This window comes from Actinoalloteichus sp. GBA129-24 (genome assembly GCF_001941645.1).
GTDB lineage: Bacteria > Actinomycetota > Actinomycetes > Mycobacteriales > Pseudonocardiaceae > Actinoalloteichus_A > Actinoalloteichus_A fjordicus.
In genome coordinates this window covers 5,515,336-5,533,728 of the sequence record NZ_CP016077.1, presented here as the reverse complement: position 1 = coordinate 5,533,728, position 18,393 = coordinate 5,515,336, and the positions used below count along the sequence as shown (strand labels likewise).

The 18,393-nt window shown below is 65.9% G+C and carries 20 protein-coding genes; 13 read left to right on the top strand and 7 right to left on the bottom strand.

Features of this window, described 5'->3' with window-relative positions; all coding sequences use genetic code 11:
* Positions 1-31: 31 nt before the first annotated feature.
* The gene (locus UA75_RS23640) at positions 32-2,980 is read left to right on the top strand and encodes an AfsR/SARP family transcriptional regulator (RefSeq protein ID WP_198042830.1); all 2,949 of its coding nucleotides are present in this window, start codon (positions 32-34) and stop codon (positions 2,978-2,980) included.
* A 686-nt stretch (positions 2,981-3,666) separates the two neighbouring features.
* Here UA75_RS23640 and UA75_RS23635 read toward each other — a convergent pair.
* Positions 3,667-3,906, bottom strand: coding sequence for a hypothetical protein (locus UA75_RS23635; protein ID WP_075742137.1), 240 nt, complete (start codon positions 3,904-3,906; stop codon positions 3,667-3,669).
* Between the two features lie 79 nt (positions 3,907-3,985).
* On the opposite strand from UA75_RS23635, the gene UA75_RS33385 reads away from it, so the two are divergent.
* Complete coding sequence (locus UA75_RS33385; protein ID WP_157434396.1) at positions 3,986-4,192, top strand: hypothetical protein; 207 nt, start codon at positions 3,986-3,988, stop codon at positions 4,190-4,192.
* Positions 4,193-4,521: 329 nt separating this feature from the next.
* Here UA75_RS33385 and UA75_RS23625 read toward each other — a convergent pair whose 3' ends face one another.
* Both UA75_RS23625 and UA75_RS33380 read right to left on the bottom strand, forming a co-directional pair.
* Positions 4,522-4,752 carry a hypothetical protein gene (locus tag UA75_RS23625; RefSeq protein ID WP_075742135.1) on the bottom strand — a complete coding sequence of 77 codons (231 nt, stop codon included), beginning with the start codon at positions 4,750-4,752 and terminating at the stop codon, positions 4,522-4,524.
* The gene (locus UA75_RS33380; RefSeq protein WP_157434395.1) at positions 4,749-5,228 is read right to left on the bottom strand and encodes a hypothetical protein; all 480 of its coding nucleotides are present in this window, start codon (positions 5,226-5,228) and stop codon (positions 4,749-4,751) included. The genes UA75_RS23625 and UA75_RS33380 overlap by 4 nt, the downstream gene beginning before the upstream one ends.
* A 108-nt stretch (positions 5,229-5,336) precedes the next feature.
* On the opposite strand from UA75_RS33380, the gene UA75_RS23620 reads away from it, so the two are divergent.
* The 3 genes from UA75_RS23620 to UA75_RS23610 are packed head-to-tail and all read left to right on the top strand — an operon-like array spanning position 5,337 to position 6,686.
* Entirely contained in the window at positions 5,337-6,284 is a 948-nt protein-coding gene (locus tag UA75_RS23620) for a helix-turn-helix domain-containing protein (RefSeq protein ID WP_198044201.1), read from the top strand.
* 22 nt (positions 6,285-6,306) lie between these two features.
* A complete protein-coding gene (locus UA75_RS23615; RefSeq protein ID WP_075742134.1) occupies positions 6,307-6,495 on the top strand; it encodes a DUF397 domain-containing protein in 189 nt (62 codons plus the stop codon).
* Complete coding sequence (locus UA75_RS23610) at positions 6,492-6,686, top strand: DUF397 domain-containing protein (RefSeq protein ID WP_075742133.1); 195 nt, start codon at positions 6,492-6,494, stop codon at positions 6,684-6,686. The genes UA75_RS23615 and UA75_RS23610 overlap by 4 nt, the downstream gene beginning before the upstream one ends.
* A gap of 380 nt (positions 6,687-7,066) precedes the next feature.
* Here the strand turns inward: UA75_RS23610 and UA75_RS23605 are convergent, their stop codons facing one another.
* A complete protein-coding gene (locus UA75_RS23605) occupies positions 7,067-8,125 on the bottom strand; it encodes a LysR family transcriptional regulator (RefSeq protein ID WP_075742132.1) in 1,059 nt (352 codons plus the stop codon).
* 233 nt (positions 8,126-8,358) lie between these two features.
* On the opposite strand from UA75_RS23605, the gene UA75_RS23600 reads away from it, so the two are divergent.
* From UA75_RS23600 to UA75_RS23580, 6 genes are all read left to right on the top strand, one after another.
* On the top strand, positions 8,359-9,477 hold the full coding sequence (locus UA75_RS23600; protein WP_075742131.1) for a radical SAM protein: 1,119 nt from the start codon (positions 8,359-8,361) through the stop codon (positions 9,475-9,477).
* A complete protein-coding gene (tmk, locus tag UA75_RS23595; RefSeq protein WP_075742130.1) occupies positions 9,474-10,130 on the top strand; it encodes a dTMP kinase in 657 nt (218 codons plus the stop codon). The genes UA75_RS23600 and tmk overlap by 4 nt, the downstream gene beginning before the upstream one ends.
* Positions 10,121-10,960, top strand: coding sequence for an endonuclease/exonuclease/phosphatase family protein (locus tag UA75_RS23590; RefSeq protein ID WP_075742129.1), 840 nt, complete (start codon positions 10,121-10,123; stop codon positions 10,958-10,960). Before tmk ends, UA75_RS23590 begins: the two co-directional genes overlap by 10 nt.
* A gap of 77 nt (positions 10,961-11,037) precedes the next feature.
* Positions 11,038-11,535, top strand: a complete 498-nt coding sequence (locus UA75_RS23585; protein ID WP_075742128.1) for an NUDIX hydrolase — start codon at positions 11,038-11,040, stop codon at positions 11,533-11,535.
* A gap of 280 nt (positions 11,536-11,815) precedes the next feature.
* Positions 11,816-12,010, top strand: coding sequence for a hypothetical protein (locus UA75_RS33375; protein ID WP_157434394.1), 195 nt, complete (start codon positions 11,816-11,818; stop codon positions 12,008-12,010).
* Entirely contained in the window at positions 12,007-13,212 is a 1,206-nt protein-coding gene (locus UA75_RS23580) for a methyltransferase domain-containing protein (protein ID WP_075742127.1), read from the top strand. Before UA75_RS33375 ends, UA75_RS23580 begins: the two co-directional genes overlap by 4 nt.
* Positions 13,213-13,601: 389 nt before the next feature.
* Here the strand turns inward: UA75_RS23580 and UA75_RS23575 are convergent, their stop codons facing one another.
* A complete protein-coding gene (locus UA75_RS23575; RefSeq protein ID WP_075742126.1) occupies positions 13,602-14,366 on the bottom strand; it encodes an MBL fold metallo-hydrolase in 765 nt (254 codons plus the stop codon).
* A 471-nt stretch (positions 14,367-14,837) separates the two neighbouring features.
* On the opposite strand from UA75_RS23575, the gene UA75_RS23570 reads away from it, so the two are divergent.
* Positions 14,838-16,025, top strand: a complete 1,188-nt coding sequence (locus tag UA75_RS23570; RefSeq protein ID WP_232237383.1) for a cytochrome P450 — start codon at positions 14,838-14,840, stop codon at positions 16,023-16,025.
* Between the two features lie 934 nt (positions 16,026-16,959).
* A complete protein-coding gene (locus UA75_RS23565) occupies positions 16,960-17,124 on the top strand; it encodes a hypothetical protein (protein WP_157434393.1) in 165 nt (54 codons plus the stop codon).
* 313 nt (positions 17,125-17,437) lie between these two features.
* Here UA75_RS23565 and UA75_RS23560 read toward each other — a convergent pair whose 3' ends face one another.
* Both UA75_RS23560 and UA75_RS23555 read right to left on the bottom strand, forming a co-directional pair.
* Positions 17,438-18,040 (bottom strand): GTP-binding protein, encoded by a 603-nt coding sequence (locus UA75_RS23560; protein WP_075742123.1) that lies wholly within the window; start codon positions 18,038-18,040, stop codon positions 17,438-17,440.
* On the bottom strand, positions 18,021-18,392 hold the full coding sequence (locus tag UA75_RS23555; RefSeq protein WP_075744126.1) for a DUF742 domain-containing protein: 372 nt from the start codon (positions 18,390-18,392) through the stop codon (positions 18,021-18,023). The genes UA75_RS23560 and UA75_RS23555 overlap by 20 nt, the downstream gene beginning before the upstream one ends.
* Between the last annotated feature and the right edge of the window lies 1 nt (position 18,393).

Sequence of the window (18,393 nt, the reverse complement as noted above, 5' to 3'; positions counted from 1 at the left end):
GAATCCGGTGCCAGCGGGAGGGCGGGGCTGGGTGACAGTCGAATTCAAGATCTTGGGGAAGACACGAGCGGTCGTCGACGGTTCTCCGGTGCTCTTGCCCAGGGCCAAAGTGCGGGCGATCCTGGGTCTGCTGATGTTGCATCCGAACACAAACGTCAGCAGGTCGAAAATCATCAGAAACGTGTGGAGGCCAGCGGAGTTGGGCAAGGCCGCAGCACACCCTGGTGGGCGAGAAGCTGGCCTCCGGAATCTCGTCGAGACGCATATCAAGAAGGCTCGGGGAGGATTGCGCGGGCAGCAGGCGGAGATCAAATCCGCTTCGGACGGCTATCAACTGCTGATCGACAAGAAGCTGATCGACTTCCATCGATTCCGCGCGGAGGTCGAGACGGCCAGAACCCGTGCATCGGCCGGTGAACACGCTATGGCACGTGGGCTTCTCGCGGATTGCGTCGAGCTGTGGAACGACCAGTTGCTGGAGGATCTGAACGGTGCGGAGGCAGAACGTACCCGGTCTCTGATGATTGCCGATCACTTCGTGCCTGCCTGCCTCGCTCTACTGGACAGTCGACTCGCCCTCGACGAGCACCAGGAGGCGTTCGGGCTGCTGAACAGGCTGGTGGACGAGCACCCGAAGAACCAGCAGGTGGCGATGCGCCGCCTGACCGTGCTCGCGGCGGTCGGCCGAGTCGACGAGGCGAAGGAGCACTACGAGCACTTGGTCAGGGTGCTCGTGCAGGAAGGAGTTCCTGTCCTGGCAGAGCTGCGGGGGTTGTACGGCCGGCTGAAATCTGGCGGGTTGAACCGGGCGGCCGTACCAGGAGAAGCGGGACGCACGCCGCCTCCATCGGCGCAGGACCTCACTCGCCCTTCGATACAGCAGTGGCCGCCGAACCTCCTGGTGGGACGAGAGCGGCTGCTGAAGCGGCTCGACTCGCTGTTCCCCGTGACGGATCGCCCGCAATCGGGTGTGGTCGTGCTCCACGGGGTGGGAGGGGTGGGTAAGACCGCACTGGCTCTCACCTGGGTCGCTCGGATGGTGGCGCGAGGCCGTTTCGCCGATGGTCAGCTCTTCGCCGACCTGACCGGTTACAGCCCTCTCGGGAAGAAGGAACCTGCGGAGGTGTTGCGCCGGTTCCTGCTTGACTTCGGGATCGAGCCGGACCGCATTCCGACGACCCTCGACCGGTCCGTCGTCCGCCTGCGAGAGTTGACCGTCGGACGCACGGTGGTCGTCGTCTTGGACAACGCGCTGGACGAGGAGCATGTCCGGCCGCTGCTCGCCGCGTTGTCCGGCTGCCTCGTCCTGATCACCAGCCGCAATCGGTTCGAGAATCTCATGGTGCACGGTGGCGCCGATGACGTCGAGGTTCCGCAGCTCGACCAGGAGGAGGCCGAGCGGCTGCTGCGGCGAGTGATCTCGGAGAGCCGGCCGGCGCTGGACAAGGACGGGCTTGCCCTGCTGATCGAACGAGGTAAGGGCATCCCGTTGGCGCTGCGAGTCATCGGAGCCAGGGTGAAGAAACAGAGCCGGGTACCGCTTGCCGTCATCGCCCGCGAGATGCGGGGAAACCAGTTGCTCGATGTGGGCGACAAGACCTCCCTGGCGGCGGTGTTCTCCTACTCATACATCGCGCTGGCCGAGGAGTCTCGCCGGGCATTCCGGCTGCTTGGCGGCCACCCCGGTGCCAGCTTCGGCGTCGGGGTGGCCGCAGCCGTGGTCGATCTGACGGCAGCCGAGGTGCGTCGCCACCTCGACGTCCTGGTGAGTGGTCATCTCCTCAGTCAGGGTGCCGACGATCGCTACGAGTTTCATGATCTGATCCGTGAGTATGCGATCAGTCGACTGGAACGAGATTCCCTCGCTCCTGAGCGCGGTTCCTCGTTACGAAGGATGTTGGACTGGTATCTCCTGACTGCGCGGAATGCGTACCGACACATTCATCCAGAGGAGGACCCGCCGCCTCCGCCGCCTGCATGTACCTACGTTGTTCCATCCGAGCTTGATGGAGTAGATCAGTCATTGTCCTGGTTCTCTCAGGAGTGGGAGAACCTGTCAGGCGCGGTCGGCCTGGCTCATCGAGAGCGGTTGAATGGTCACGCTTGGCGGATAGTGGCGACATTTGAAGATGTTTTGTATCGATTCGGTAGGGCGGCTGAACTGATTCCGGTGCTCAAGATCGGCATAGCTGCCGCCCGCGAAGTGCGGGAGATCGAGCCTGAGGCCGAGGCTGGACTGTTGAATAATCTGGCCTTCACGTACATGAACGAGCGTCGGTATGACGAAGCATTGGTCACATATCGTTCTTCTTATGTGCTTGCCGTAGAGCGTGGGGACCGGGTGAACCAAGCTCTGGTTCTGGGCAACATGGCATACTTCGAATTTCGACTCGACCACCCAGACCGTGCGGTTTCCTTGGCCGAGGAGTCGGTGGCGATCTATCGCTCGCTGGGAGTGGGGCCGAAGATCGGCAACGCACTCGTCGTACTCGGCGTCGCTCGCCGAGCGGCTGGTGACTTCCTGGGCGCTGCCCGGGCCTTCAATGAGGCAGCGAGGGCAGGCCGCAAGGCCCAGAGCTTGAAGATCCAAGGCGATGCACTCGCCGAGCTGGGGGCTCTTTATTATCACGTCGGCGATCTCGACGAAGCCATTCAGGCAGCACTTTCTGCAATTCCACTACTTGAGAAAGCAAAGCTTGACCACCGCTGCGGATACGCACACCTTGTCGTTGGGCGGTGCCATTATGCTCGACTGGAGGTCGACGAGGCGATCCGACATTACGGCGCAGCAGTGCTGTTGTATCGCCGCCGGCCTGATCGGGTCGCAAGCGCCGAGGCGTTGACGTTCCTCGCGCAGGCGTTGGCAGCGGCGGGTCGGAACTCTGAGGCGGAACATAGTCTGGTACTTGCCTCGGAGGTCCTGGATGGCCGGGACGAAGCGCTCGATACGCAGATCAACACACAGTTCTCGCTCCTCTAGGCCCGGGGTGCGCCGTATCGCGTTCGCCGCCGAGGAACTGCCGCACTAGCCCAAGCAGCTCCATATCACTCGTTCGGGTCGACTTTCGCCCATCGGATTGACGAGGCTTCGCGCTCGCGGTAACGGGCGCCGCCAGCTTGCTCGTACGGGCCACTCGTCCGTACTGATATCGGGCACTATAGAATGATCAACAGCGCGATCGTCGATCGCTCTTAGTGGCCAGAGTCTGGGGAGAAGGGTATTGGCTAGAGCCCCGTAACGAGATCAAGGACCCGAATATGCCTCACCCCGAATGGGGCGCGAGCGGGGTCATGGGAGTATTTTTCCTGACCGCGTGGCTGATCTTAGTTCACTTCCCGCTGTAGCGCTGTGGGGAGGAGAAACAACCCTGACGCCGCCTAAACGCCAGGGTTACTTCTCCTCCCCGATCCCTTGCGGGCGGGTCGGACTATGGGGCAAGAGTGGTCAGTGGCTTGCCCGGCCGATTTTCATTCTGGTCAGTGGATCAAGATCTGGCTAGGTCCGATCGGTCGAGTTCGGACCGCAGATGTCCGAGCTGACTGGTTACTGACGGTAATCATTTTTTGATGTGCGGGATGCAGAGTGCGTGAACTGCATATGTTGATGTTTCTGTTGCTTCAGTGCTGATTTTACTTTGTTCTGCCCGTGCAGTCAGGGCCGATGTTTCAGTCCAAGCTGTAGGCCCTACTTCTGTCAGCCCACAGTTGGTGCCCGTCCATCACGAGCCTGCGAAGTGCCTCCGAGTAGCTGAGGTCCTCGGCCTCGGCGCGGTCGGCGATGGTGGCGACCGTGGTGGGGTGCAGCAAGAGAGCTCGGGGTTGTGCCTCCGTCTCGGGGTCTCGGAGCGGGATGCAGTCGCCCGTGCCGGTGCTCGGTCGGCTGTCGACGCTGTCGAGTGCGCTCATCGTGTCCTCCTGATCGGGTTGCGTGGGCTCGTAGTCCTCTGTGGACGTCGGGGCCGAGCGTCGTGGTCTCACGAGGCGAGTGATCCGAACTGCGCCGGGCAACTCACGGGGTGATCCGGACCTGGCGCTCGCGGCAGCTGGGGTGGGCACACCGGAGTCGGCGCAGCCGCGTGTGGCCGATGGTCTCGGCGTCGACGACCTGCCAGGCGTGCCGGTGATCGGGTTCTCTCGCGTCATCGTGGAGCTGCGGAAGCAGCGAGGTCTCGTCGTCGCGGTGGTCCATTAGGCGCGATGCCTGGCCGGTGTCACCCCGATCGCCGGCCGGGCGGGTGACAGGGCCGGTGCGGTGTGAGAAGGGAGCGGGCCATCGAGGATTCCTTTCCTGGCAGGGAAGGAGAAGGACGGGCTGGGTGCCGGGTGCTCCGCCGGAGTCGGGGCGCGTCGGAGCACCCGGCGGTCGGTGGGCGCGGTGTGCTCAGCGCGGCAGCCAGAGCCGCGAGCGCAGGAGACGCGGTGCGCCGGGTCGGTCGGGATCGGGGAGTTCGCGGAGCGCGTCGACGCAGTCGGTGAGCCGGCCCTCGTGTTTCCGGAGAAACCCGCCGCGCTCTCCGTCGATCATGCGGACGGCTGCGGCCGATCCCTGGTGGTGACGTACAGGGCGTCGAGATGACCTCTCGGCCGTCGGAACCCGACCAGCGCGGTGAGTTCGCCGTCCTCGTCCCGATCAGTCGTCCAACTCCAGCCCGCGCGCCGCAACGCCAGCAGCCCGGCGAGTTCGGGATAGCGCCGCAGCGCCTCGGCCTCGGTGATCTGGGCAGGCCGTTCGCCTGCGGACGCCGTTGTCATGCCGCCTCCCGAAATCCGGCCACGGGCAGCGATCCGGCGAAGGCGAACACATAGCCGGTGGGTTCCGGCCGGGGCCGGTACATCGGCGCTGCCGACGGCGAGGGGTGCCGATGTCGGCAGCGCGCCGTGGTTGTTGCGCGGCGGCCCGGCGTCGTGCCGCGTGCCTCGCGGCCGACCGTGGCTTGCCCCGCCGCTTGGGACGTCGCCGCCACCCGGCGAGTACCTGTGTCATGGGTGACGGGGTGGTGCGTGGCGGTGGGGATTGGAGTGCGAGGGAGTGCGATCCCCACCGCCGGAAGGCCGCCCGAGTGGGGGAGGACGGCCTGGCTTCGACGAAGTTCCTCCGCTGCGCAACGAGCCAGGATCGCCGCGACGGAGTTCGGCGACGAGGCGTCGTCCGGTTGCGACCGTGCACAACGGACCAACGCCAGGCCGGAGAGCAGCAGTAGCCCGCTCGCGTAGATACCTGGGTGCATCGGGACCTCCTCGGTGAGGGGACCCGCCCCGCGCCTATGCAGGCGAGCGAGCGGCGCGGAGCGGGCGGTGTCGGCAGGAAGCTGCCAACGAAGGAATGTTATCGAGGAATGTTCCTGAGATACATGACTCGTCTGGGTGATCTGTCTCGTCAGCAGGTTGAGTCGCGCGCAAGACTGTCCCGGAAGATCTACGTCGAGGGGGTATCGATGTCTCAGAAGCCTGGACGCACGGTGCAACGACGCCTGCTGGGTGGCGAGTTGCGACGGCTACGTGAGTCTGCGGGGCTCACGATCGAGGAGGTGGCCAGCTTCGTCCGGATGAGCACCTCGGTCATCTCGAAGATCGAGAACGGCAAGCAGGCCATCCTGCCGCGTAACGTCACACTGCTGGCGCTCTGCTACAAGCTGGATGAGGAACTGTCGTCGTCACTGATTCGGCGAGCCGAGGAGATGGAGAAACCGCCGGGCCTTTCGCGTGCCCTCGCTGACACCGTGCCTGGCTGGTTTGATCGGTATGCCGATCTTGAAGGCGACGCCAGCGCGATCACCAGCTACGACTCTGAACTGATCCCAGGGCTGTTGCAGACGGCCGACTACATCACGGCGATCACCCGCGCCTCACGGCCGAATGTGTCCGATGAGGAGGTCTCCCGAGCGGTTGAAAGTCGACAGCAGCGCCAACGCCGAATCCTGGTCCCAGGAGGCCCCGCGCTCCGAGTGATCATCAATGAGGCTGCCTTGCTGCGGTTGGTCGGCGACAGCGGTGTCATGCGGCGTCAAGTTCAACATCTGAGCACCTGCGCTGAGCAGGCTGACATCCGCATCCTGCCCTTGAGCGTCGGGGCTCACCCAGCCATGGGCATGACCTTCCTGCGGCTTGCCTTCACCGACTCCGATCTTGACTTCGTCTACCTGGAAGCCGATTGCGGAGCCTTCTACCTCGAGGATGCCAATGACGTCGTCCGCTACGACGCTCTGCTTGAGCGCGTCAGCGACATCGCGTTGACCAGGGAAGACAGTGCTTCTTGGCTCGCTACAGTGGTCAGGCAGGAGTGAAGGCGAGCGAAGGAGCATCAAGATGACCACTCTCCAACCATCGGGTTGGCGTAAGTCCTCGCGAAGCAACGGCCAGGGCGGAGCGTGCGTCGAGGTCGGGTCTGCGCCGGGCACGGTGGGTATTCGGGATTCGAAGAATCCCACGGGTGGGACGTTAGTCGTGGATCGCGCGGTGTTCACTGTGTTCCTCGCGGCGATCAGAGATCGATGACGGGGGGTCATGCAGTGGATCTTCCCCAGTGGCGCAAGAGCCGACGGAGCGGGAACAAGAACGCCTGCATCGAGGTCGGTTCCGCCCCTGGTGTGGTGGGCATCCGGGACTCGAAGAACCGGGACGGTGGGATGCTGGTGGTGGATCGTGCGGTGTTCGGCGCGTTCCTCACGGCAGTGAAGAGCCGCTGAGCCCTGGGCAGCCGGCGTCCGTGGCGCGTCAGCGAAGGGGCGCCGGCTGCTCGGCGCACTGCCTCAGCGTCCCAGATGGACGAACCGGTGTTGCCAGGTCAGTTCGATGTAGGTGTCGCGACAGTGATTCTCTGCGGAGCGCTCCTCGTGTCTCGGTGGTAACGGATGTCAGCGTTGGGGCGCGCGCCCCGTCGTGATCTTGCGGTTCCTTCCCAGGGGTGAGTCGACCGCTGGTCAACTCGATGTCGAGTCGCGGCAGATTCGTTGCGCCGACTACCGGGGGTCACGGTTTGCCAGGACAGCCGTAGACGTCCATCTTGGCTAGGCGGTAGCGGCTCAAGGTCGTCGGTCGAGAGCTGCCGTTGGGACATGGCGACCTGTCAACCCGGTAGGGCCGGGGGGATGACTCGGGTCGGAGTTGCTTCGGCGAAAGCGTTCCACAGCAGGTTGAGCGGGTGGTCGTAGGCGTATCGCTCCCGTTCGCCTTTCCGAGCGAAGATGCCGGTGACGATCTCTAGCCGAGGGGTGTAGTCATCGGCGAGCTTGATCTTACGAAGACCTTGGCCGGGTAGGCTGCCATCGAGTGCCGCCGCCGCGACGCGTTCGGTGGTGAGCAAGCAGCCGTGCAGTAGGTCGCTAGTGAGAAGGTTGAGTCCGTAGTTGAGAGAGTCGATGTCGGCGATGACGTCGAGCACGCCGCGGTAGTCGGGGCCGTACCAGCGGCTGAGGAACTGGGCGAGCAGACCGGAGGTCGGGGCGAGTAGCGGCAGACCGGGCAGTCGGTTGGCGGTAACCGGGTTGTCGGGAAGTTCGCGTGCGCTGAGATTGGTCAGTAGAGCGACGCCTTCGCGATGCCATTCCAGGAAGTCGTAGTCCAGTGTGGGTGGTCGGCCAGGTTCGGCGGCGAAGCTGCCGCATACCAGATCGACCTTCTTGCCGTCGAGCTTGCGCCATAGGTCTCGGGTGCGGACATGCTCGATCTTGAGGTGCACGTCGCGGCGCTCGAAGTCCTCGCGCATTGCGTGCCACACGACGCCGAGGAACTGCACGGTGAACTCGGTGGTGCCGAAGGTGACCGTGGAGCCGAGCCGACGTCGACTGCTGTGCAGGCTGTCGGTGACCGCCAGCAAGGTTTGCTTAGCAAGGGCGACGACCTCTTCGCCGGACGGGGTGAACAGGAAGTCTTTACTGCGGCCTTGTTTGACCACGAGCGCCTCGCCCACCAGGCGGGTAGCGGTCTTGTTTAGGCTGTCGAGTTGTTTCTGCACGCTGGACTGCTCCCGCCCCAGCACGCGGGCGGCGCGCTGCGCCGTGCCGGTGGTGCGTACGACGGCGAGGGTTCGCAGTTGATCGAGGCTGACGTCGAGCATTTCAGGCGGACAGCCTAGAAGCGTGGTCAGCACGTCCGCTGCGTCGGCGTCATCGTTGATGTCCGGCACCGCTCCTCCTAGCTTTCGGCCTAGGACGCCAACTGCGACATGGGAATTGTCTGGTCGGACAGTTGGGTTGTCGTTGATCGCAACTCCCCCCAGGTTGTCCAAGAAATGTTCGCTTGAACACTTCTAGTCACGATACTGTTCGGCCGAACATTTCTTGGTGGCTGGTCCGGGCCGAACCTGTGGTGATCGGCCGAGCCAGCCTGGTCCGTCTTGGAAAGCTTGGAGGTTCGATAGTGACCGCTCGCAGCATCGTGACCGGCGGCATGGCCGCGTCCTGCTACTTCCGTACGTCCGTTGAGCCGCCGTTTCGTAAGGCGCTGGTGCAGATCAACGAGGACTGCAACCTGCGCTGTGCTCACTGCTTCGTGTCCGCGACCAGGGTCGGCAAACAGATGCTGTTGACTGAGATAGTGGACAAGGTGGTCCCTCGTCTGGCTGCTGCCAGGGTCCAGCGGGTCACACTCACTGGCGGGGAGCCATCGATCCACCCGGATTTCCTGGACATCGTCCAGGCGTTCCGGACGGCCGGGATGGACGTCGGAATCTGCACCAACGCGACCACCCTGGACATGGTCCAGATTGCGACACTGGTCGAGCTGGGTGTGCATTGCAATGTCTCTCTGGACGGGTTCGCCGCCGACTCGCATGGAAGGTTCCGCGGTGACCGGGCCAGCTTCGCCGTCACCGTAGCTACCGTCGAACAGCTCGGCAGGGCTGGCATCCTGCAAGGGCTGCTATGTACGCCGAACACGTTGGCACAGAACGAGGAGTATGCACGGTTGTGTGCGTTCGCCCGTGAGAACGGCGCTCGCTACGTGCTGCTCAATCCGCTGGGGAGTATGGGCCGTGGGGTCAAGTCACGCGGCGTACTGGCCAAGACGACGTTGCACATGAGGGAGATATTCGAGCTGACCGCACCTTTCGACGGGCCGGAACTGGACATCGCGCACATCCGCTTTCCCAACACCCCGGGGCGGCCGTTGGCCGGATGCGAGGCTAGGACGATCATCTATGTATTCACCCCGGGCGAGGTGACGGTGTGTCCGTACCTGGTGTTCGCCGCTCGCACTCCGCAGTCGCGGCACGCCGCAGGCGAGTTCATCGTTGGCAACATCTTCACCGACATTGATGTTGCGCAGCGGCTCGATGACTATCGCTTCCATGATCGCTACCAGGTTGGCGACAATGCTACCTGCGGGGGATGCTCGATGAACTCCGGTTGCGGCAAAGGCTGCCCCGCTGCGGTGGTTGCTGCGGGTGGCCGGATCGGTGACGTCGACACAGAACAGTGCCCGGTCGTCGGTGAGACACACATTGAAGGGCGTCGGTTGCTGCCGCTGAGTCCCGCATGACCGGACCGGTCCTCGATGGGGGGCGCCGCCTGCCCGGCGTGTTGATCACGCTGGATGGGCCGGGGGGCGTGGGTAAGTCCACCACCACGTGCCTGGTCGTCGAGACTCTGGACATGCGCAGGATACCGGTGCACGCGACGACTCAGCCGTCCCGCGCGGCGGTAGGCGAACTGGCACGGCACGGTACGGATAAGTACCGTGGCATGGCCTTAGCCTGCCTATGTGCGGCTGATCGGCACCACCAGCTTGCTACCGAAATCATGCCCGCCCTGCGCGAGGGCAAGGTGGTGGTGTGCGACCGATACGTCGCCTCCTCGATAGTCTTGCAGGGTCTCGATGGTCTCTCCTCTGAGGTCGTGTGGCAGCTAAACCATGGCGTATACCGCCCCGATCTTTCGATCATCCTCAACGGCGACCCGAAGGTGATCGATGCGCGGCTACGGGCGCGCGGCGGGCACAGCCGCTTCGAGCGTGCAGAGGACAACAGCGACATGGAGGCCGGGCTGTACGTCCACGCCGCAGTCGACTTACAGAACAAGGGCTGGACTGTGGCCACGCTCGACTGCACCACTGACCCGCCCGCCAGGATCGCCGCCACAGTCGTGTCCCGCATTCAGCGCATTCTGACCGAGAAGAGTCCGACATGTCTCTGAGCCTGATTACCGTAAACGTCGGTGCACCCTCCCTCGACCGTGCCCGGCGCCAGCTTCGGTGGCTGGCCGACCGTCCCGAGGACGTTCTCATTCTCACCGAGACCAAAGCCACTGCGGGCAGCCAGTTCCTGGCCGATGCGTTCGCTGCCGCCGGCTACGATGTGACTTTCCCCCAGCATGCTTCCGGCGAGCTCGGCGTGATGATCGTCAGCAAGTCGTCCACTACACCCGACCCGCTCAGTGCGGCGATGGATTACCTGCCCTCGCGCGCTGTCGGAATCGTGGTCGACACCACCGACGGGCCGCTGCGTGTCGCAGGCGCCTATGTGCCCTCCCGCGACACCAGCGTGAACAAGACTGCGCGCAAGAAGACCTGGATTCAGCGGTTCCAGGAAGCCTTGGAGAGCACAGCGAGCGACGCTCCGCTGCTGCTGCTCGGCGATCTCAACGTTCTCGAACCCACACATACGCCCCCGCATTCCGGCCAGTTCGCGCCGTTCGAGTACGGCTTTTACACAGGCCTGACCGAGCGACACGGTCTGGTTGACCTGTTCCGCCATCTGCACCCCGGTCGGGTCGAACATAGTTGGGCGCGCCGCGCTGATCTGGGTTACCGCTACGACCACGCCCACGGCTCCCGTGCTCTGGCGGAGCGGCTCACCGCTTGCGAGTACGTCCACGAGACCAGGGATTTCGGTTCTGATGGCGCGCGGCTGACCGACCATTCCGGACTCACCGTGTGCCTGACGCTGACCGCGGCCTCGCCGCTGCTAACGTCAGACCCCGCCATGGCGGCCACGCACGGCGAGCCGGAGCCGACGCTGTTCTAGCTCGCGCGGCCTCCGCCCCGTCGTCGTCGGCTGCCGGTGCATCTGCCCGTCAGTCGACCGCGAGGACCCGCCGCAGGATGCCCACTCCGACCAGCACCGCTTCCCCGCGCATCGGTGCCCGCGTGCTGTTGCTTGATCCCACCGACCGCGTGCTTCTCATCCATGCCCTCGACCCCGGTGATCCCGAGCATCACTGGTGGGAACTGCCCGGCGGTGGCCTGGACGAGGGTGAGGACCTCCGTGCCGCTGCCCGCCGTGAGCTTGCCGAGGAGTCAGGGATCATCGTCAGCGACCTCGGCCGTGAGCTGTGGGTGCGCGAATCCCGGTTCCGCTATCGGGGCCGTGACCACCACCGCATCGAGCATGTGTTCCTCGGCCGCACCCCGAGTACAGCGCCGCAGGTCGCACTCAAGCCCACCGCGAACGAGAAGGCCGGTCTGATCGAGCGTCGTTGGTGGTCGGCGCCCGAGCTACGGCAGTGCCGCGACAAGCTCTTGCCTGCCGAGCTCCCCGGCCTGCTCGACGATCTGCTGGCGGACCGGTTCAGCCGCACGCCCCGGACGATCACCGGCTGATCGCAACGCCGATGATCTGTCGCGCCGCCGAATACCTCGTGTGGCTACGCGACGAAACCCGTCAGACCGAGTCTTAGCTTTTCGGCCTGGCGAGAAGTTGCTTGGTCAACTGACGGAATCCGGGAACCTCTGCACATCCCTACCGCGTTCTGCTATGGATGGTCGGACATCTCGGCCGATCCGAAGCGCCTCTTCCGATCCTGCGCCGCTCACGAGTGAGGACGACTCATGCCTCCCGTCCCGCCGCCCTTCGGTACGAGCTGGTCAGGTGCCCGACCGCGTGACTGATGCAGTCGGACGCTATCTGAAGCGTATGAATCTGGCCTACGCCGGGTTCGATTTCGTGGTCACTCCCAAGGCCGGATGGGTCATGTTGGAGGCCAATACAGGACCGCAGATCGGCTGGCTCGAAGCGGCGACCGGTGCACCGATCACGGCGGCGATGGCCGCCATGCTGGAGAAGGGACTGACATGACGACTTCGAGCAACGCCACGGGACTTCACGCGGTCGTCGACTGGCCTGTGCGTGCCGCCGCGCTTGCCGAGGAACTGGCCGCCGTGGGCAAGCTGGCCTCTGCTGCCTGGCGCGCTGCGGTCGAGTCGGTGCCTCGGCACATGTTCGTTCCGTCGTTCTACGTCCGCCGCGACGGTCGGATGGTCGCCGTCACGGCCGCCGATCCGGCCACCAGGACTGAATGGTCGGAGCAGGTTTACGCGAACACCGCGCTGGTCACCAAGATCGGTCAGGACGAGGCAGGCGGACCTCCGATGTTCCTGTCCTCCAGTTCTACGCCGGGGTTGATGACGCGCATGCTGGAGGCTCTCGACGTGCGCGACGGAGCTCGGGTCTTGGAGATCGGCACCGGCACCGGTTACCACGCCGCGCTGCTCTGTCACCGGCTCGGCGATGAGCAGGTGTTCTCCGTCGATGTGGAGCCGGACCTCGTCGACACCGCCCGTGCTCGGTTGGCCGAACTCGGCTATCGCCCCACCCTGGTTGCCGGGGACGGTGCCGCTGGACTGGTTGCGCATGCTCCATTCGATCGCGTCATCGCGACCTGCTCGGTGCCTGCTATCCCGTTGCCGTGGGTTGAACAGACCCGGAGCGGCGGGGTGATCCTGGCCGACGTCAGAGTCGGCCTGGCCGCTGGAAACCTCGTCCGGCTCACCCGCACTGCGCCCGATCGGGCCGAAGGCATGTTCGACGCCGGGCAGGCGGCGTTCATGGAACTGCGGCACGCACCCGGCGCGGGCGAACGAATGTCCTACGCCCGGCGCTCCGACGACCTGCCGGTCACCAGGTCTGTCACGACGCTGGACCCACGGACGCCGTGGTCGAACCCGGTAGTGTGGTTCCTCACTGCGCTGCGCATCGGCGGCCACTACCGGCTCGGCTACGCAGGCGTCGATTCCCGGAACGGTCCCGATGCGGTCAGTATCACCACCCCGGACGGCTCCCGTGCCGAGATCACCCTCGCTGTCATCGACGGGGAGCACATCGTGGCGGAATCCGGCCCGGTACGACTCTGGCAGCACCTTGAACATGCTCATCGGCAATGGGAACAGGCCGGCAGGCCGAGCTGGCCGCGCCTTGGTCTGACCGTCACCACCGATCATCAGTCGGTTTACGTCGACGAACCGGGCAACCGGCTCGCTGTGCTGACCGGCAGGCAATAGTTGGGCGCGCCGCGCTGAGCTGGGCTACTGCTACGACCACGCCCACGGCTCCCGTGCTCTGGCGGAGCGGCTCACCGCTTGCGAGTACGTCCACGAGACCAGGGATTTCGGTTCTGATGGTGCGCGGCTGACTGACCATTCCGGACTCACCGTGTGCCTGACGCTGACTGCGGCCTCGCCGCTGCTCACGTCAGATCCCGCCATGGCGGCCACGCACGGCGAGCCGGAGCCGACGCTGTTCTAGCTCGCGCGGCCTCCGCCCCGTCGTCGTCGGCTGCCGGTGCATCTGCCCGTCAGTCGACCGCGAGGACCCGCCGCAGGATGCCTACTTCGACCACGATCATCGGCTGACCACAGCGATACCGGGACCGCCCACCGGGCAGGCCGAATCACGCCATGCGGAACACCTCGCCGGGAGCGGCGTGGTCGACCCGGCCCGGGTAGTGGGCCGCTGCCCGCGTCACGGCCTCCGGCGGGGTCAGGAACGGGCTCAGGTGGGTGACGATCAGCTTGCCCACGCCCGCTTTCGCGGCGGTCTGGCCTGCTTCCTCGGGGGTGTGGTGGACGGGCGGCTCATCGGTCGACGCCGTCGCGCTGTCGGCCTCGCAGAGCAGGACGTCGCAGCCCTGCGCCAGGGTCGTGAGCGCCGCGCAAGGCGCGGTGTCGCCGGAGTAGACCAGCGACCGATCTCCGCTGCGCACGCGGAGGGCGAAGGCGGGCATGCCGTGGTCGACGGCGCGCGTGGTCAGCGTCAGACCGCCTACCTCCGCGTGGTGTCCGTCGGTCAGTTCGGTCACCGCGAACGCCGACTCGACGGGGCTTCGGGTCGGGCCGTTGGTGAGGAAGCCTGCCAGCCGGTCGGTGCTGCCCGGCGGGCCGAAGAGCGGGATCGGGGCGTCAAGCCGGACGTCGGCGTAGAGCAGGGCGTAGTAGGCGGTGAGCAGGTCGGCGCAGTGGTCGGCGTGCAGATGCGAGAGCCAGATTCCGTCGAGGTCCGTGAGCCGCGTGTGCCGTTGCAGTTCGGCCAGGGTGCCGGTGCCCGCGTCCACCCAGAGTCGCGTGTTCGCCGTGGACACCAGATAGCCGGAACACGGGTTGTCGGGGCGGGGATACGGGCTGGCGCTCCCGAGCACCGTGACGGCGAGGCTGCTCATCCGGGCAGCGTAGGAGTTCGTCGGCTGCCTCGGCCGGCCCCGCTGTCGCTTCGAGCGGCCGACGGACTGAGCATTTATCGGCCCCCGCAGCGGTTCCGTCGAGCAGCCGCCGGACCGGACGCCGGGCCGCAGGGGCCGACTCGCCGCGCTGATGCGGCTTCGGGAAGTGCGTCCGGCCGAGTCAGCGGGCTGTCGCGCCGCTTTCGAACCCGCATCGCCCGAGCCCCACCTCGACCATCCCCGTGCTCCACGCCGGATCGCGAGCCGATTCGCCCGCAGTAGACGCTCGACGCAGCGGCGGCGGCCGACGTGCCGCGACGCCGCGGTCGGCGCCAGGATGTTCAGTTCATCGAGACCCGGAGGAGACCGACGAAGCGACGCCTCTCGTTATGATAGTCACTGTTCGTGTAGGTTCCTATTCGGATAGTGACAGCATTTCAGGTCAATCCTGCGTGCATGAAGGAGCATTCCGTGGCGGTCCCTGTCCAGTTGTCCGTCGAACATGCCAGGCCGCTCCACGTGGATCCGGTGCTCCGCCAGTTACAACACCTGAGTCCCGTCCACCGGGTCCGCACCGCCTCGGGGGGTGAGGCGTGGCGAGTCACCGGTTATCGCCAGGTACGGCAGCTGCTGGAAGACTCCCGGCTCGGTAGATCGCATCCCGACCCCGACAACGCCGCGCGCACCGGCGAGGCTGCGATGCTGGGCAGACTCCGTACCAGCCACGAGACCGAGAAGGCCGACCACCTCCGGATGCGCACCCTGCTTCGTCCGCAGATGGCGCCCGGCCGAATGCGAGCCGCCCGGCCGCGCGTGGAGGAGCTCACGGCCGAGCTGCTCGACCGGCTCGCCGCGCAGGACCGGCCTGCCGATCTGCACGCCGCTCTCGCCCAGCCACTGCCCGGCACGGTGATCGCCGAGCTGCTCGGTGTGCCGCTGGCCGACCGGGACAGGTTCCAGGCCTGGACGCACGCCGCAGGCTATGTGAAGGATCACGCTCATTCCGAGCAAGGGCTCGCCGCACTGGTCTCCTACGGCCGTGAGCTGGTCGCCCGCAAGCGTCGCGAGCCCGCCGACGACATCATCTCCCGACTCTGCGCCGCCGATCCCGTCGACGGCGTCGACCTCGACGACGAGGCCGTGGCGGTGTTGTCCATGACGTTGCTGTTCGGCGGCGAGGCCACGGTGATGGCCATCGGCCTCGGCGTGCTGACGCTGTTGTCCAACCCCGCCCAGTGGCAGGCGCTGCTGGCCGAACCCGCCCTTATCCCTACCGCGATCGAGGAGATCCTGCGCGGAATGGACAAGGGCGGCGACGGGATCGTCCGCTATGCCCAGGTCGACGTCGAGGTCGGGGATGTCACGATCCTGGCCGGGGAACTCGTCCTGCTCGACACCGGCGCCGCCAACCACGATGACACGGTCTTTCCGGAGCCTGATCGGCTGGACGTCACCCGGCAGGTCTCGTCGCATCTCGCCTTCGGGCACGGCGTTCACTACTGCATCGGCACCGCCCTGGCCCGGCTCGAACTCCAGGTCGTCCTCGCCCAGCTGATTCCGCGCTTCCCCGCGATGCGACTGGCCGTTCCCGTCGAGGAGCTGCGGATCGACCGCGACATCCTGGCGGGCGGCCTCGTCGCGCTTCCGGTCACCTGGTGAGCCGGTGTCCGGCCTGATCGACGCTGCCCGCCTGCGTACTGCGGCGGACGTCGATCGCCGCAGACTCGCGGTACGGCGCGCAACGGCACGCCGGAGAAGGCTCGTCGCGCGCGGGGTCACGGGCTCCGACCCGCGTGCATCCTCGCGCCACGGGGCAGCGTCGGCTCACCGGCGGGCAGCGCGCGGAACACCGCTCGGTCGGGCGGCCGATCGCGGTCCGCAGCCGATGATCTCGGTGGGCCGGTGCGGCTGCCGGTTTCTCGGCAGGCGATGGTCGGTTCGGCTGCTCGACGTTCGAGAGTGCACATCGGAATCAGGCTCATCGGCGGGCGGATCACGGACAACTCGATGGAGTGACAAACGTCGGAATCGTGCCGAACGCGACGAATTCGTTGCTATCGACGATTTCCCGCGCGTTTCCTCGATCCCGGCGTGGTCGGTCGGCCTGCGGCGAGCCGCCATGCGTGAGAGGCGCGGTCGCCGAGGCCGTCGACAGACCCCGGCCTCGCGTGCCGGGCGCCAGGTCGGCACCGTCTGATCCGGGTCGGGCACCGGTATCTGCCTGCATGATCACCGGCCTGCGACCGCTACGGTCCGGCGCCCACCACCGCAGCGGCCGAGGCGGACGATCCCGGCTGGCCTGCTCGTGAGTCGCCGGTCCGGACCCGGAATCCGGGGCAGGCACGGGATTCCCCCGATCGAGGTGATCTGTCCTGCGATGACTGCGAGACCGCGCTATTCGGCGTCATCCTGCTAGTGTTGGCGCCATTCGCTGGTGAACCGGCGGTAGTATGCAGGCGCCGCCGAGGGAGATCCTCGTCAATAGGCGGGGCACCACGATCTGTCGATTCCGCGAAGCAGCGATCTCATGGCCCACGACGTCAACGGACATCCGTATTGTCCCCATCGGGACCCGTGCCGGCGATGGTGGTGCGTGCACCGATTCCTGGTCGTCCTGCTCACGATCTGGACGTTGATCATCGGCCTCGTCGCGATGACCGGCGGCCCGACCCGCAGTCTCGAGCGGGGCGCGATGATCTGCCGCGATCTCGACGGTGACGGAATCGTGGACTCGGCCTCCTGCCGACAGATCTGGTGACCTGCTCTTCGACCACCGCCGTTCGATGCCGTGCTCGACCGCGTGGGGCGACTGCGACGTTGCGGGCCGCTGTGACGTCTCGATCGACCGCGCTTGAACGCCCCACGCTCCGACGACGGACTCAGGGACGTAACGCGTCCGGCCGACAGTCGTCCGACGATTCTCGGCCTGATCGCCCGTCGTCGTGCCTGTCCGGCTCCTCGACCTCGTTCGCACCGACGAGGTCGAGGAGTCCGCCGGTCGTCGCAGCCGTCGAGGACCCGGCGTCGAGGACCCGGCGTCGATCCACCGGGCGCTCGCCGCCTGCCCGACCTCAGTGCGCGGCGATGGTCCGCCTCGCGGTGTCCACCACGTGCTCCATCAACGTGGTGAGCACCTTCTTGCCGGAGTCCCGCTCGCGGGCGTCGCACATCTCGACGGGAATGCCGGGATCGAGGTCCAGTGCGTCGCGGACCTCCTCGTCGGTGTAGACGTCGGCATCGTCGAAGCAGTTGACGCCGACGACGAAGGGAATCCGGTTGCGCTCGAAGAAGTCCACCGCCGGGAAGCAGGTGTCCAGTCTGCGGGTGTCGGCCAGCACCACGGCACCCAGCGCACCCATGGCCAGCTCTTTCCACATGAACCAGAACCGGTCCTGACCAGGGGTGCCGAACAGGTAGAGGATCAGCGACGGGTTGATGGTGATTCGACCGAAGTCGAGCGCCACGGTGGTGGTCGTCTTGTTCTCCACACCAGAGAGGTCGTCGGTGCCGACGCTCATCTCGGTGAGGTTCTCCTCGGTACGCAGCGGCGAGATCTCGCTGACCGCGCCGACCATCGTCGTCTTGCCGACCCCGAAGCCGCCTGCGATGAGAAGCTTCGCCGACGTCACGCCGATGGTCGAGGATGGGGGTCTGTCAGAGGTCACGGAGGCCATTCAGTACCGCCTGGAGTAGGTCCATGTCGGGGGTTTCCACCGGAGGTGGCGGGTCCTGGAAGATCAGGTAGTCGTGGTCGATCAGATCGCCGATCAGGACCTTCGCCACCGCGAGGAGCACGTCGAGTCGGGCGGAGATCTCGGCGATCGACAGCGGGCGTCGTTGGCACATCCGCACGATCTCGGCGGACTCCCGATCGAGTGTGACGGCGTCGGAGTCCGGCTTGATCGCGACCACCAGCGTGATCATATTCAGCTCGTGGCGACCGCTCGGCGCACGGCCTCGGGTCATCGCGAAAGGCCGGACCAACGGACCGGCCTCCTCGTCGAACCAGGACTCGCTCCCGTCCATG

Excerpts from the sequence above, each read along its gene's own strand:
- UA75_RS23560 (WP_075742123.1), bottom strand. The coding sequence starts at position 18,040 with ATGGCCTCCGTGACCTCTGACAGACCCCCATCCTCGACCATCGGCGTG.
- UA75_RS23625 (WP_075742135.1), bottom strand. The coding sequence starts at position 4,752 with ATGACAACGGCGTCCGCAGGCGAACGGCCTGCCCAGATCACCGAGGCC.
- UA75_RS23580 (WP_075742127.1), top strand. The coding sequence starts at position 12,007 with ATGACGACTTCGAGCAACGCCACGGGACTTCACGCGGTCGTCGACTGG.
- UA75_RS23635 (WP_075742137.1), bottom strand. The coding sequence starts at position 3,906 with ATGAGCGCACTCGACAGCGTCGACAGCCGACCGAGCACCGGCACGGGC.
- UA75_RS23620 (WP_198044201.1), top strand. The coding sequence starts at position 5,337 with ATGTTCCTGAGATACATGACTCGTCTGGGTGATCTGTCTCGTCAGCAG.
- UA75_RS23585 (WP_075742128.1), top strand. The coding sequence starts at position 11,038 with ATGCCCACTCCGACCAGCACCGCTTCCCCGCGCATCGGTGCCCGCGTG.
- UA75_RS23555 (WP_075744126.1), bottom strand. The coding sequence starts at position 18,392 with ATGGACGGGAGCGAGTCCTGGTTCGACGAGGAGGCCGGTCCGTTGGTC.
- UA75_RS33380 (WP_157434395.1), bottom strand. The coding sequence starts at position 5,228 with ATGCACCCAGGTATCTACGCGAGCGGGCTACTGCTGCTCTCCGGCCTG.
- UA75_RS23615 (WP_075742134.1), top strand. The coding sequence starts at position 6,307 with ATGACCACTCTCCAACCATCGGGTTGGCGTAAGTCCTCGCGAAGCAAC.
- UA75_RS23575 (WP_075742126.1), bottom strand. The coding sequence starts at position 14,366 with ATGAGCAGCCTCGCCGTCACGGTGCTCGGGAGCGCCAGCCCGTATCCC.
- tmk (WP_075742130.1), top strand. The coding sequence starts at position 9,474 with ATGACCGGACCGGTCCTCGATGGGGGGCGCCGCCTGCCCGGCGTGTTG.
- UA75_RS23590 (WP_075742129.1), top strand. The coding sequence starts at position 10,121 with ATGTCTCTGAGCCTGATTACCGTAAACGTCGGTGCACCCTCCCTCGAC.
- UA75_RS23610 (WP_075742133.1), top strand. The coding sequence starts at position 6,492 with ATGACGGGGGGTCATGCAGTGGATCTTCCCCAGTGGCGCAAGAGCCGA.